Below are 14,314 nucleotides of genomic sequence, written 5' to 3' on the forward strand. Positions count from 1 at the left end.
GACCTCCACCAGCGTTAATTAACGGCTGACAGGTAAGCAGAATACTGAAACCGCTCATTTGGTCCCCTTAATACAGGATTAAATGAGCGGTTTTTCGATCTGTGAGGCGATAAAGTAGCTCACAGTACAATTCATCCAAGGATGTTCGACTTCAAGCTAGGTCTAGGAAAGCATCATGAAAAAAAGACGCTTTAACATTATCGTTAAAGCGTCTTTCGTTTTGACTTAATCTATGACTTAACTGTCAGATCTAGCGACTCGTTAGCAAGCCACTCCATGACTTGCTAACGGTGCGTCTAATCACTATGCGTCAATAAATGCGTTCAATGTAGCACTCGGGCGCATTAGCTTTGAAACTAGTGCATCATCTAGTAAGTAATAACCGCCTAAATCGCCAACGACACCTTGAGCATTGTTCAGCTCAGCAACAATCACTTCTTCGCTTTCAGCCAGTTGACTTGCAACACCTGCAAACTCAGCAGCTAGGTCAGCATCAGCTGTTTGCTCAGCAAGCGCTTTAGCCCAGTATGATGCTAGGTAGTAATGGCTACCACGGTTATCAAGCTCGCCTACTCGACGTGAAGGAGATTTGTTTTTGTCTAGGAACTCACCTGTCGCTTTATCAAGTGCATCAGCGAGAACTTGTGCTTTAGCGTTGCCTGTCACTACGCTTAAGTGCTCTAGTGATGCCGCTAATGCCAAGAATTCACCTAAAGAATCCCAACGTAGATGGTTTTCTTTCTCTACTTGTTGCACGTGCTTAGGAGCAGAACCGCCAGCACCTGTTTCGAACAGGCCGCCGCCATTCATTAGTGGAACAATCGACAGCATTTTAGCCGACGTACCAAGCTCTAGAATTGGGAACAAATCTGTTAGGTAATCACGTAATACGTTACCTGTAACAGAAATGGTATCTAGACCTTCTTTAATACGAACTAGCGAGTACTGAGTGGCTTCTAATGGCGCCAGAATCTTGATTTCAAGACCATCTGTATCGTACTCAGGAAGATAAGCTTCTACTTTCTTAATCAATTGCGCATCGTGCGCTCGATCCGCATCTAACCAGAATACGGCTGGAACACCCGCAGCACGCGCGCGAGTTACAGCAAGTTTAACCCAATCTTGAATTGGCGCATCTTTAACCTGACACATACGGAAGATATCACCTTCCTCTACGTCTTGCTCAAGAAGAACAGAACCAGAATCGTCAACCACTTGAACCTGACCAGCAGCTTCTAGGATGAAAGTCTTATCGTGAGAACCGTATTCTTCCGCTTTTTGAGCCATCAGGCCAACGTTTGGTACGCTACCCATAGTCGTAGGATCAAAAGCACCATTTTCTTTACAGAAATCAATAACAGCTTGGTAGATGCTTGCGTAGCTGCGATCTGGGATCATAGCTTTGGTATCTTTTTGCTTACCTTCTGGATCCCACATTTGACCTGAAGAACGCAGCATCGCAGGCATAGATGCATCTACAATAATATCGCTTGGTACGTGCAGGTTGGTAATACCGCGGTCTGAATCGACCATCGCTAGTGGTGGTTGAGTCTCGTATACCGCTTGTAGGTCAGCTTCGATTGCCGCTTTTTGATCTTGAGGAAGCGCAGCAATTTTCGCGTAGACATCGCCGATACCGTTGTTAACATCAACACCTAGCTCTTCAAATAGCTGACCGTGTTTAGCGAATACGTCTTTGTAGTAAACCTTGACCGCATGACCAAAAATCACTGGGTCAGATACTTTCATCATGGTAGCTTTCATGTGAAGTGAAAGCAGAACGCCTTGCTCTTTAGCTGATGCGATCTCTTTTTCAAAGAATGCAACCAATGCAGCTTTGTTCATTACAGACGCATCGATGATCTCTTGATCTTGTAGAGCAAAAGCTGGTTTCAATGTTTTCTTCGCGCCATCTTTACCTACGAATTCGATGCTGACTTTAGTAGCACCTTCAATTGTCACTGACTTTTCGCTACCGAAGAAGTCTTTATCTTCCATGCTTGAAACGTGCGACTTAGAGTCTGCAGACCAAGCACCCATCGAATGTGGGTTTTTCTTCGCGTAGTTCTTCACTGAAAGCGGAGCACGACGATCTGAGTTACCTTCACGCAGTACTGGGTTTACCGCACTGCCTTTGATTTTATCGTAAGTCGCTTTAACAGCTTTCTCTTCGTCAGTGTTTGCTTCTTCTGGGTAGTTAGGAAGTGCGTAACCTTTTGACTGAAGTTCTTTAATCGTTGCTTGAAGTTGAGGTACAGATGCCGAGATATTTGGAAGCTTGATAATGTTTGCTTCTGGTGTCTTAGCCAATTCACCTAGTTCTGCTAATGCATCACCGATACGTTGCTCTTCGTTCAAATAGTCAGGGAAGTTGGCAATAATGCGCCCTGCAAGTGAAATGTCGCGAGTATCAACGTTAATACCAGAAGAAGCTGTAAAAGATTGAATGATTGGCAGCAGAGAGTAAGTTGCTAGCGCCGGAGCTTCGTCTGTAATGGTATAGATGATCGTTGGTTTTTCAGTAGGCATGAAATTTCCCTATAGTTCTTACAAGCTCATTTAAAGTAGTGAGCATGTTATAAATTGACCAGTAAGCCACTCTAAGAGTGAAAACTGCTTACTCGATAGTCGTACTCTATCTTATTTTTCATGCAATCTTGATGACAGCATGAACCAAATCCGTGAGTGCGTTGTTATAATAAAACACGTAGGTATAATTAAACAAATCAGGCTTAAGAGTCCATCAACTTGTTCTATTTTGTGTCTTTTAGGCGCGCAAATGATAGCTCAATTCCGTTTCAGTGAAAACTTTTCGGCACACTTCGTTTACATTTTTGCAAGGTAGTTAACATGTCTACTCGCTCTCGAGGCGCATCTAGCTCAGACAAACCAGCTCGTTCTGGTACAACATTAAAACAAAACGGTAATAGACCGGGCCGCAACAGTGATAAAAATAACACTGGCAATTCACACAAGAAACCGCACTCAAGTAAACACCGATACAAGGGCAAGCCTACTAGCGCAAAACCCAAAGTATCACTTGAAGATCGTAAAGTGATTTTGTTCAATAAACCATTCGACACCCTAAGCCAATTCACTGATGGCGAAGGCAGGAAAACACTCGCTGACTTTATTCCGGTTAAAGATGTTTATGCCGCCGGACGACTTGACCGCGACAGCGAAGGTTTAATGGTATTGACCAACGATGGCATCTTTCAAGCAAAGTTAACTCAACCAAATTCAAAATCACCAAAGACTTACTGGGTGCAGGTTGAAGGAGCACCTTCTGAGGAAGATTTAGATAAATTGAGAACAGGTGTTGAGCTAAAAGACGGTATGACTCTGCCTGCAACCGTGGAAGTGATGCAAGAACCTGAAGTGTGGGAAAGAACCCCTCCAGTGCGTTTCAGAGCTGCGATACCAACAACATGGTTAGCCATTACTATCATTGAAGGGCGTAACCGGCAGGTAAGACGAATGACAGCAAATATCGGCTTCCCTACCCTACGTCTTATTCGCTATTCGATGGGGAATATGAACGTGGGTCAGCTTCAGCCTGGTGAGTGGAAAGAGATCTAGAGTAATAATTCGATAAGTAGAGAAATGGTCGCTATATAAGCGGCCATTTTTATATGCGTTGATAAATTTCAGGCACAAAAAAGCCAGTCCTAAGACTGGCTTTTACAGCTTTACTTAACTAAGAGTTAGACTATTAGAAGTAGTAGTAAGCAGCTGCGAATACGTGAGTTTCTTCATCAACGTTATCGAAACCAGAGTCTAGCTCTTGTTTGATATCGATACCCATGTCAATTTTGTCGCTAAGAGTGTACATAGCAGCAACGTTCATGTAAGACTGGTCGATATCTGAAGCAACGTTAGACTCAGTAGTGTTAGTTGCGTAACCAGCAGCTAGAGTAAGTTGCTCTGTTAGTGCGTAACCAGCAGAAGCGTAGAAGCCTGTTAGTTTTAGGTCAGTTGTGTTGTTTTCAACACCAACTTTACCATCATCAATCCAAGCGTTAAGACCTAGTTTTAGTTTGTCTAGAGTTACGTTACCAGAAACAGAAGTTACTGTGTAATCAGAGTCTTCACGAGCTTCGTAGCCAGCGTAGATGTTAAACATTTCTTGCTCTACACCGATGTAACCATTGTAGCCCATTTCGCCTTTATCGCGGTTATCATCAGTATCGAAAACAGAGATACCGTAAGCGATACCAGAAGTAGCACCTTGGAATTTAGCTACATTGAAGCCATCAGAAGCATCACCAGCAGAAGCACCGAATTCATAAGTCATGTCGCCAGCGCCATCAACTTTATCTAGTGCTGTATCATTTTCCCAACCAAGAGAGATAACACCAGCATCAGTAGTAAAACCTAACCATGCTTTATCTACGTCAGTAGAAGGGCCTGATTGGATATCAACTTTTTGCTCATCAGAGCTGTAGTTTAGCTCTAGGTCAGTTTCGAAGTAACCAACCCAACGGTTGTTTTTGTAGCTAATAGCAAGAGTTAGACCAGTAGCCCAATCATCGTAGAATGCTTTAGTACCTGTATCGTAGTAACCACCAACACCCCATGCACCAGACACAGAGAATTGGTCTTTATGCATGTCGTCGAATTCAAAAACTGGCTTAGAGTTTTGAGAGCTTGTTTCAACTGCAAACGCAGAAGTTGATACCGCTGCGATAGCTAGCGCTAATAGAGTCTTTTTCATAATAAATCCACTGCCTTTTCTAAGAATGGGAGATCCTTGCCCGGTTCCCTTTTATTTATTGCGACTGGTCATTACCACTCTTTGTTGGTTAATCACCGTCACTAAATTTCGAGGTCTAGATTGCAAAAGATTATCCTGCGTGTCAAATAAACTAAAAATAGACCTAAAAAAAACACAAATACATAAAAATCAAATGCTTACATTTTTTTTCATCATTTTACGAGCAACTTATCCTTAGTTTTATCAGGAAATATAATAATCCTAAAAATGAACAATACAGAACTTAACACCACAAAAGACATAAATAACAACCTAAATTCAGAATTTAACACCTGCAGCTAAGTCTTTTTTAATATTTATATTTCGCAAGATAAATAAAATCGTTAAGTTCCTGATGGTTCAGTTTTTTTTTGTGAACAAGATCTACCTTTGATTCAAAAGCAAGCTATTTCACGGTAAATGTACCGACTAGTGATATGTGCTACTATCCTCGCTCCGTTACGTAGGTCACAGTATGCTAACTACTAAAATTCAAAAATCCATTCGCACCAGTTATCAAAACCTCCAAGATCAGTTGGACAACTTTGTACCTAGACGTGCTCAAAATTACCTTGTAGCCGAAATTGCGAAGACACTTTGTGGTCAATACCATAAAAGTAATCGCATGATCGTGGCTGAAGCAGGGACTGGAATCGGAAAATCACTTGCTTATTTAATGGCGGCGATTCCTGTTGCGGTACTTAACAATCGAAAAATCGTCATTTCAACAGCGACGGTTGCACTTCAAGAACAGCTCGTAAATAAAGATCTCCCTCTATATAGAAGACTTACTGATAGAGAGTTCTCTTTTATACTCGCCAAAGGTAGACAGCGTTACTGTTGTTCTGAAAAATTAGCTGCTGCATGTGGGGTTGATGGTGGACAAATGGCGATGTTCGAATCTAAGCCAATGAAGAAAGACATCGAACAGCTTCAAACCATGTATCGTAGTTTGGCTCAAGGTAAATGGGACGGGGATCGTGACTCATGGCCTAAACCAATCGACAATATGATTTGGCAAATGATCGTGAGTGATAAGCACAGCTGTAACAACAGTATGCCGACTCATCGAGATTGTCCCTTCCAGAAAGCACGTTCGGAGCTGGATAAAGTCGATGTGATTATTGCCAATCACAGTTTAGTTATGGCTGATGCAGACCTTGGTGGCGGAGTTATACTCCCTGAACCAGAAAATAGCATCTATATATTCGATGAAGCTCACCACTTACCACACGTCGCAAGAGACCATTCCTCTGCAGCAGCTAGCTTAAAAGGGGCCGCATCATGGTTAGAGCGTTTGAATCAATCAATCACCAAACTTTCGGGCTTGGCTGATGAAAAGCGAGTGGGTCGATTCAGAAATGAATTGCAGGATTCTGTACAACAGCTGATTCCTACTTTGAGTCAAATGAGCAAACAATTTGACGCTAGCCACTTTGAAGACGGTCTGTATCGTTTCGAGCACGGCGACTTACCAGAATGGTTGGAAAACGAATCCAAAGATCTGAAACAGTTGACTCAAAAGACAAGCCAAGCCGTAGCCAAAATCGCCGACCTTATCGCAGAGCGTGTAAAAGATGGAGAACTTTCGGCAAAGTTAGCAGAGCCAGCTCTGGCTGAAATAGGCTTCTATATACAAAGAACAGAAAATCTTGCTCAAGTTTGGCGTTTAATGGCTGAGCCTAAACGCGAAAAAGGTGCTCCTTTGGCGCGTTGGCTTGAACTAAGCAAAGAAAACGAAGGGGACTTCGTTGTCAATGTCTCTCCGTTAGAAGTTGGTTGGCAGCTAGACCAACAGATTTGGAGCCGCTGCGTCGGTGCTGTGTTAGTTTCAGCGACAATGAGAGCACTTAACTCCTTCAGCTTTTTCTGTCATCAAGCTGGTATCAGCCAGAAAGAAGAGGATGGAGTACAGTTTTTAGCATTGGCATCACCATTCGATTACCAAAACCAAGCAGAGCTGATCGTTCCAGCGATGAAGTACGAGCCACAGGCGCCTCAGTTTACTGAATATCTTATTGAAATTTTGCCTAAGGTAATAGAAGACAACAAAGCCAATCTCGTTCTATTCTCTTCTTACTGGCAAATGAACAAAGTTGCCGAAGCTTTGGCAACAGATTTCGTTAAAAAGTCATGGGCTTTACAGGTTCAAGGTGACACCTCACGTACTGAAATCCTAAAAAAACATAAAAAGCTAATAGACCAAGGTAAAACAAGCGTTCTATTTGGAACTGGCAGCTTTTCTGAAGGTCTTGATTTACCAGGAGAGCTTCTTGAAAACCTGGTCATCACCAAGATTCCATTTGGAGTGCCTACCTCACCGGTTGAACAAGCACACTCTGAATATATCGAATCAAGAGGCGGTAATCCCTTCATGCAGATTACCGTTCCAGAAGCGAGTAAAAAGCTTATTCAATCTGTCGGACGGTTACTGCGTAAAGAAAGAGATTCTGGTAAAGTCACGATCCTTGATCGGCGCATAGTGACGAAGCGTTACGGGAAATCCTTACTCGACTCGTTACCGCCTTTTAAAAGAACAATAAAATACTAATTTAGCCATCGTATCGGTGGCTCTGGGTCTACCATCGCTTGACCTTTGCATTCACAACTGTGCATGGCTAACCCTCAAGTTACCCATGCTGCTGCCCTACCAGCACATAACGAGAACAATAGCTATTTATGGAAATGATTGAACCAACCATGTTGGTTGTACTTGCTTTGGTTGCATTTGCAGCTGGCTTTATTGATGCTGTGGCTGGCGGAGGCGGAATGCTAACCGTCCCTGCTTTGTTATCATTAGGTCTGCCGCCACACATTGCGCTTGGTACCAATAAACTTGCCGCGACCTTTGCCTCATCAACGGCCGCTGTCACTTATTATCGTAAAAAGCTATTTAAACCTGAATGTTGGATAAACGCGTTCATTGCGACATTAATTGGCGCAACCATAGGTACCCTAGCGGTCGATGCTATTAGCACAGAGTGGCTAGAGAAAGTTCTACCATTGGTCATTCTGGCTGCCGCAGTCTATACCATTTTTCATAAGACACCGAACGCTAATCACAACGTGTCACCTAAGCCTTGCCCTGTTCTTAAGAAAAAACAAAAGTACCAAGGGTTCATACTGGGGTTTTATGATGGAGTTGCAGGCCCAGGTACTGGTGCTTTTTGGACGGTTAGCTCTATGGCCCTTTATCGTCTAAATATATTGCTTGCTTCAGGCCTATCAAAAGCAATGAACTTCACCAGTAACTTCACCTCTCTAGTTACTTTTGCGATCCTTGGGCATATCGATTGGGTGCTTGGTTTAACCATGGGTGTATGCTTAATGGCAGGTGCATTCGTAGGGGCACACTCCGCCATTCGTTTTGGCGCCACTTTTATAAGACCTGTGTTTGTTACTGTTGTTAGCGTTCTTGCGATTAAACTGGCTTACGAAGCGTGGTTTGTAAACTTATAGCCACCAGCGTTCGGGAAGAGACATGAATCATTTTTCAAAGCTTAAAAGTGTCCTTGATACCTTGATTGGCCATTGCTCTCAAGTTGATAAATCGAGGGGCGCTTACCATCAAGCATTATTCGACAGAACCTTATTTAAATGTAGTGCGTCTATTTTACTTCCCTACGCAATGGAAGCTCAGACCACCTACCGCACCATATTACGAGAGCAGGCCAATAACCAACTCACTGCATCTCGAGCGACTTACCTGACCGATAAGTTAACCAATCAGATAGCAGCTGTCCAAAGAGAGTTAGCCAATCATGATTTAAGGTTAGATCGAAAAAGTAAGTTGGGGAAAAGTCTCAATGACTTGTATAACGAACTCGCTCAGCACCAAGATTGGCAAAAGCGATTGGTCGATTTAGTACGAATACGAAAATTAGCGTTTGAATCCGCACCTCGTCACAGCAAGAAAAAAGCGGAAGAGGCCTGGCAGTTAGCAAAAGAACGATTAGAACGCTGCGAAGACTCAATGAAAAATATTGAAAGATTGATCAACTTAGAGAACCCTAAGCGAAATGAGCACTGATAACACATCGTCACCACTGGATAACGCCTCAGAAGAAGTTAAGTTAGCTGTCGACCTGATCTATCTACTCGAAAGCAACGAAATCGACCCAAAAGTAGCGTTAGAGGCAATTAAAATTGTCCAACAAGATTTACAAGCCAAACTAGCATCTAGCATCTAGCATCTAGCATCTAGCATAAATATAGACAGGATTCACATGTACCAACTTAGCTTTTCTATGCCCGAGTTTCTTGAAAACTACTGGCATAAAAAACCAACCATCTTGAAAGGTGGATTCCAAAACTTCGTCGACCCTATTTCACCAGAAGAACTTGCTGGTTTATCGATGGAAGAAGAAGTGGATTCTCGCTTTGTATCTAACCTTGATAATAAATGGGAAGCAGAACACGGCCCCTTCTCTGAGGATAAGTTCGGTGAACTCACCGAAACTCATTGGCAACTAGTGGTGCAAGCAGCAAACCATTGGCACCAAGGCGCTAACCAGTTGACTGAAGCTTTTCAACAATTGCCAAATTGGTTATTCGACGATCTGATGATCTGCTACTCAGCACCTGAAGGTGGTGTAGGTCCACATATCGATCAATACGATGTGTTCATCATCCAAGGTCAAGGTAAGCGACAATGGAAGGTTGGAGCAAAAGATATAGGTCAGTACCAAGAAACCATTCAAGCTTCTGCTCTTCGTCAAATTGAAGGTTTTGATCCAATCATTGATGAAACTTTAGAGCCTGGCGATATTCTTTACATCCCACCAGGCTTCCCTCATGAAGGAACAACCTTAGAACCTTCAATGAGCTACTCTATTGGTTACCGTTCACCAAAAGAACAGGAGCTAATCAGCAACTTTGCAGATTTTGTACTGGCGCATGATATGGGTGACGTTCACCTGCATGATCCTGAATTCAAATCTCAAGATAACTATGGCAAGATTCGCGCGTCTGATTTGAATAACCTAACGGAGATGTTGATGTCAGCGCTTGAAGAGCCAGAAACTATCAATGACTTCATGGGCTGTCTGCTAAGCCAATCACGCCACCAACTTGATATCGTTGCGCCTGAGCCGCTATGGACAGCAGAAGAGATCGCTCAACACCTAGAGTCAGAAGGTGAGATCCACCGTGTATCTGGCTTAAAAGCGCTCTACCACGAGAATGAAAGCAACACGGCTTACATCAATGGTGAAGTGGTCAAGATTGAAGAAGCGGATTCATCACTACTAAACGTACTTTGTGACGACGAGGTGATTAATTCAGCAACCATGTTGTCTCCTTCCGGTGTAACTGTCGTGACTGAATTAGTGAACAAAGGCTACTGGTTCATCGAGGACTAATATCTCGATAACGAGTTACCCTATCCAATAGTAAAACAGTCCAACAGCCGCTGTTTCTGAAAGACACAACTAAAAAGGGCCAAATGAAATCTTCATTTGGCCCTTTTCTAATTCAATAGTTTACCTAGCCTTCACCAGCTAAGTCTTAAACAGCTAAACCTTGAACTGATTAACCAATTTCTGTTGCTGTTGAGACAGTTGGTCAATTTCAGTACCAACTTGCTCAGAAGCCGCGGCTTGCTCTAAGATCTTCGCACTTAAGTCACGAATGTTAACAACGCTTTGATTCACTTCACCGGAAACCGATTGTTGCTCTTCGGCTGCTCGAACGATCTGACTGTTCATGTCACTGATCGCCTCAATAGAAGTAAAGATCGAACCCAGATCTTCAACCGCTTTCTGAACGTGCAGTGCTGTATCATTCGCAAGTATGTTGCCTTCTTGTATTGCCTCAACAACGTCTTGCGTTCCAGCGTGAACCTTATCGATCACAGCTCTAATTTCACCAACCGAGGACTGTGTGCGACTCGCTAGGTTTCGAACTTCATCAGCAACCACAGCAAAGCCTCGACCTTGCTCACCAGCCCTCGCCGCTTCAATAGCAGCATTCAAGGCTAGCAAGTTGGTTTGCTCAGAGATCCCCTCAATAACACTTAAGATCTCAGTAATATTGCCGTTATTCTTCGCCAGCTCTTCAACAATCGGAACAGCACTCGACATACGATCCACCAGCTTTCTCATTTCACCCGCGGAAAGTTCGATAACCTCTTGTCCTTGCTGAGCAGAACGATTCGCTTCACAAGCTGCGTCTACCGCGATTTCTGCATTTTGTACCACTAAGCCCGAAGTCTGAGTCATCTCTTCGGCAGCGGTAGCCACTAGATCCACTTCTTTGAATTGAGATTCACTGCTTTCACGCGTACTCGACGCAGACGATTTAGCCTGACTGGTTGTATTCGCGACTTGCTCTGTGGTTTGAATGACTTCTTTGATCGTGTGTTGAAGTTTATCTAAGAATTGGTTGAAGCCTTTCGATAGTTGGCCGATCTCATCTTGCGATTTAACTTCTAATCGCTGAGTAAGGTCACCTTCACCAGAAGCAATGTCATTGAGTCTCTCAACAACTTGTCGAATAGGCCTAACGATAGACAGTGACGCAAAAGCGATGATTGCTAGTCCGAAAACAATGAAAATGATGCCAGCGATCACTTCCGTCTTAATGCCTTCGCTCAACTTAGCGCTGATAATAGAATCGAGTCGACTTGCATCTGCAACCACACTCTCTCTTGGGATCTCAAACAGCACGCCCCAAGTTTGGTTAGCGGCCACAACAGGAGCAAATGCGAGTAACCACTCACCGTTCTCACTCCACTGAGTCGTCACTTCACCACCAAAGATAAAGTCAGTCATCAAATCACTGTTTGTGTTGTCACTTTGAAAACTTGAACCAACCGCAATACTCGAGTCATCAGAAGCGATCACCGATCCATCTAGGCTAACTACATAGACCGCACCTGCACCATCAAACAAGCTTTGATCGGATTGAGTGACCACATTGGTTAAACCATCTAATCTTAGGTCAATCCCTAAGAAACCGATCGCCATATCATCGACTAAAATGGGCACAGAGATTGAAGAGGTAAGTAATGCTTTACCACCACTATTGACGACTCTAGGCGTACTGATACAAGTTTGCCCAGAAGACAGAGGACAGTAAAAACGTTCGCTATTACTGCCATCGCTTAAGCTCGATTCTGAAAGCACATTCGACAGAACATTCTCACCGTTATCGGCAACCTTCCAGTAAGGCGCAAAGCGGCCTTTTTCGTTAGACCCAACATAATCGGCATCGACATAGTTCGTGTCTTCGCCGTCAAGTAAATCTGGTTTAAAGACTAAATACGCACCTTGGATAGAATCAAAGTTCAAAACAGAGCGACGAACCATTTCATCTAACGCAGTACGAAGTTCTTCACTTGGCGTAAAGTTCTCATCCGCATTGTTCTTCAAAAACTGAGCACTGGCTGCAAGCATTTCGGCTCGGTAGATGGCTTCATCGACATAGCGTTGAGTTTCTTGAGCATTGAGCTGGGAAACAGACGCGAGCAATTGCTGAGTTTTATTGATAACTGATTCTGAACTTTGAGATTTTATGACTTGTTGATTACTCGTCGCGTTGTAGATCGAGAAACCAATAAGAGACAGTGAAGTAATGATTAGGCAACAACCTGCTAAGAGGGTGATTTTCCACTGTACCGATAGAGAGCGCATTTAATATCCTTATTTAAGCCAAAAGACTTCCATGACCGTCACTATCACATTGATGCTCAATTGCAGTGCACAATGTAAATAAATGAGATGAATAGCTTAGCCGATGATTACATCACAAATTTCACACATATAAAACGAAAGTTTATAGAAATGTTAATAAGTCGTGTCATTTATCTTTTGTTTCTATGATTTCAAGAGCTTTCGCCTTGTCACTCTAAGTAAATTATTGAAGCAAGAACGCCCAACTAGCTATGCTCACGACCTAGAGAGACGTTTTAAACTATCACCATTAAAGGGAATGTTGTTTTCGAAAGGCAACCTTTATTCGCGACATTTCAAGTAAGACTAATCACCCTTTATCTCTTTAAATCCATCAATTTCGGATTATTTTTTCTAATCCAAACTATAGATTTTTATCTTGATCAACTTCACACTTTTTGATTGCTAAGTCGCCATTCAAGCTCTAATATCTCGCGCCTAGATTCCCTGAATACTTTATTCATTTGGCTCTCCTCAATGGAGCGCTAAGGCTTTTTACGTCTTTAATTTTTGGAGAGATACGCAAATGTCTGCCTCGTTTCCATTAGCGAAACTTACCTTTTTAATCGCAATTCTGACTGCCGTAGGTCAAATGACTCAAACGATGTACGTGCCTTCTATCGGTCATATGTCGGGTGAGTTCTTGGTTTCTGCGTCTTCACTTCAAGCGGTGATGGCGTGTTACCTGATCCCTTACGGTCTGTCACAATTTGTCTACGGCCCGCTTTCTGATCGCCTAGGTCGTAAACCCATCATCGTTGCTGGTTTGATCATCTATATCATCGGTACGTTGGTTGCATTATTCGCTCATGAATATGAATGGTTCTTAGCTGGTAGCTTTATCCAAGGTTTGGGCATCGGTTGTGGTGGTGCGATGTCTCGTACATTGACTCGCGACTGTTTTGAAGGTGCAGAACTTCACCGCGCAAATAGCTTAATCAGCATGTGTGTAATTTTCTCACCATTGATGGCTCCTGTACTGGGTGGCTATCTAACAGAAGCTTTCGGCTGGCGTTCTAGCTACTTGTTCCTTGCGCTGTTTGGTATCGCTGTAGTGATCACCATGATGACGAGTATGATGGAAACTCTGCCAAAAGAACGACGCAAACAAGAATCGGTTGTAAACAGCTACAAATTCGTTCTGTCTGATAAACGTTTTCAAGGCTTCTTACTAATACTGGTCGCAACCTTTGCTGGCGTAGCTGTATTTGAAGCAGCGGCAGGTGTGCTACTTGGCGGCGTACTTGGTTTACCTGCAACCACAGTAAGCTTATTGTTTGTTTTGCCCATTCCGGGTTACTTAGTCGGTGCAGGCCTATCTAGCTACATCGCACAACGTCGCTCTGAGCGCCGCGCACTGAATGTTGGCCTAGTGTCGATCTTAGTCGGCTCTGCCGTGGTGCTGATACCGGGTCTGTTTGGTCAAACAACAGCATTAACTTTGATTGGCGGTGCAACCATTTACTTCTTGGGTGCTGGTATCCTATTTCCAGCAGCAACAACAGGGGCACTGTCGCCATTCCCATACCATGCAGGTACAGGAGGAGCGATCTTAGGTGGCATGCAGAACCTAGGTGCTGGCATCGCAACACTATTGGCATCGTTCTTCCCTGCTCAAGACCAGTTGCCACTCGGTTGCTTGATGATCGTAATGTCATTTATCGTTATGCTTGGTTTACGTTGGGTCAATCGTAAACATGACCACTCAAACGAAATGCCATTGGCAATCTAAAATAAGAATCTATTTCTGCCCAAACAGAGAATAGGGACATACTGAAAAGTGTGTCCCTTTTTTGTTGCACGTTTTTCCCTTCACCTATCACTCGCCAACCATTTCATTTAACATTAATTTGATTTTTTAAGAACAATAACAGACACTTACAAAAAAGTG

10 protein-coding genes are annotated in these 14,314 nt (G+C 43.3%); 7 read left to right on the forward strand and 3 right to left on the reverse strand.

Annotated elements, in window-relative coordinates; genetic code table 11:
* Positions 1-303 precede the first annotated feature (303 nt).
* Entirely contained in the window at positions 304-2,529 is a 2,226-nt protein-coding gene (locus IHV80_RS10690; protein WP_192889035.1) for an NADP-dependent isocitrate dehydrogenase, read from the reverse strand.
* A 321-nt stretch (positions 2,530-2,850) separates the two neighbouring features.
* On the opposite strand from IHV80_RS10690, the gene IHV80_RS10695 reads away from it, so the two are divergent.
* Positions 2,851-3,579: a pseudouridine synthase gene (locus IHV80_RS10695; protein WP_192889036.1), complete on the forward strand. Its 729-nt coding sequence runs from the start codon at positions 2,851-2,853 to the stop codon at positions 3,577-3,579.
* A gap of 133 nt (positions 3,580-3,712) precedes the next feature.
* Here the strand turns inward: IHV80_RS10695 and IHV80_RS10700 are convergent, their stop codons facing one another.
* Positions 3,713-4,714 carry a porin family protein gene (locus tag IHV80_RS10700; protein ID WP_108020658.1) on the reverse strand — a complete coding sequence of 334 codons (1,002 nt, stop codon included), beginning with the start codon at positions 4,712-4,714 and terminating at the stop codon, positions 3,713-3,715.
* A 514-nt stretch (positions 4,715-5,228) separates the two neighbouring features.
* On the opposite strand from IHV80_RS10700, the gene dinG reads away from it, so the two are divergent.
* The 5 genes from dinG to IHV80_RS10725 all read left to right on the forward strand — a co-directional run bounded on the left by dinG (position 5,229) and on the right by IHV80_RS10725 (position 10,113).
* Entirely contained in the window at positions 5,229-7,304 is a 2,076-nt protein-coding gene (dinG, locus tag IHV80_RS10705; protein ID WP_192889037.1) for an ATP-dependent DNA helicase DinG, read from the forward strand.
* Positions 7,305-7,432: 128 nt separating this feature from the next.
* Entirely contained in the window at positions 7,433-8,212 is a 780-nt protein-coding gene (locus tag IHV80_RS10710) for a sulfite exporter TauE/SafE family protein (protein WP_192889038.1), read from the forward strand.
* A gap of 22 nt (positions 8,213-8,234) precedes the next feature.
* Positions 8,235-8,783 (forward strand): primosomal replication protein, encoded by a 549-nt coding sequence (locus IHV80_RS10715; protein WP_192889039.1) that lies wholly within the window; start codon positions 8,235-8,237, stop codon positions 8,781-8,783.
* Complete coding sequence (gene rsmS / locus IHV80_RS10720) at positions 8,773-8,943, forward strand: pleiotropic regulatory protein RsmS (RefSeq protein WP_192889040.1); 171 nt, start codon at positions 8,773-8,775, stop codon at positions 8,941-8,943. Before IHV80_RS10715 ends, rsmS begins: the two co-directional genes overlap by 11 nt.
* 36 nt (positions 8,944-8,979) lie before the next feature.
* Complete coding sequence (locus IHV80_RS10725) at positions 8,980-10,113, forward strand: ribosomal protein uL16 3-hydroxylase (protein WP_192889041.1); 1,134 nt, start codon at positions 8,980-8,982, stop codon at positions 10,111-10,113.
* 153 nt (positions 10,114-10,266) lie between these two features.
* Here IHV80_RS10725 and IHV80_RS10730 read toward each other — a convergent pair whose 3' ends face one another.
* Positions 10,267-12,384 carry a methyl-accepting chemotaxis protein gene (locus tag IHV80_RS10730; protein ID WP_192889042.1) on the reverse strand — a complete coding sequence of 706 codons (2,118 nt, stop codon included), beginning with the start codon at positions 12,382-12,384 and terminating at the stop codon, positions 10,267-10,269.
* A 565-nt stretch (positions 12,385-12,949) separates the two neighbouring features.
* On the opposite strand from IHV80_RS10730, the gene emrD reads away from it, so the two are divergent.
* The gene (emrD, locus tag IHV80_RS10735; protein WP_264158379.1) at positions 12,950-14,155 is read left to right on the forward strand and encodes a multidrug efflux MFS transporter EmrD; all 1,206 of its coding nucleotides are present in this window, start codon (positions 12,950-12,952) and stop codon (positions 14,153-14,155) included.
* Positions 14,156-14,314 lie beyond the last annotated feature (159 nt).

It is taken from the genome of Vibrio bathopelagicus (assembly GCF_014879975.1).
Classification (GTDB): Bacteria; Pseudomonadota; Gammaproteobacteria; order Enterobacterales; family Vibrionaceae; genus Vibrio; species Vibrio bathopelagicus.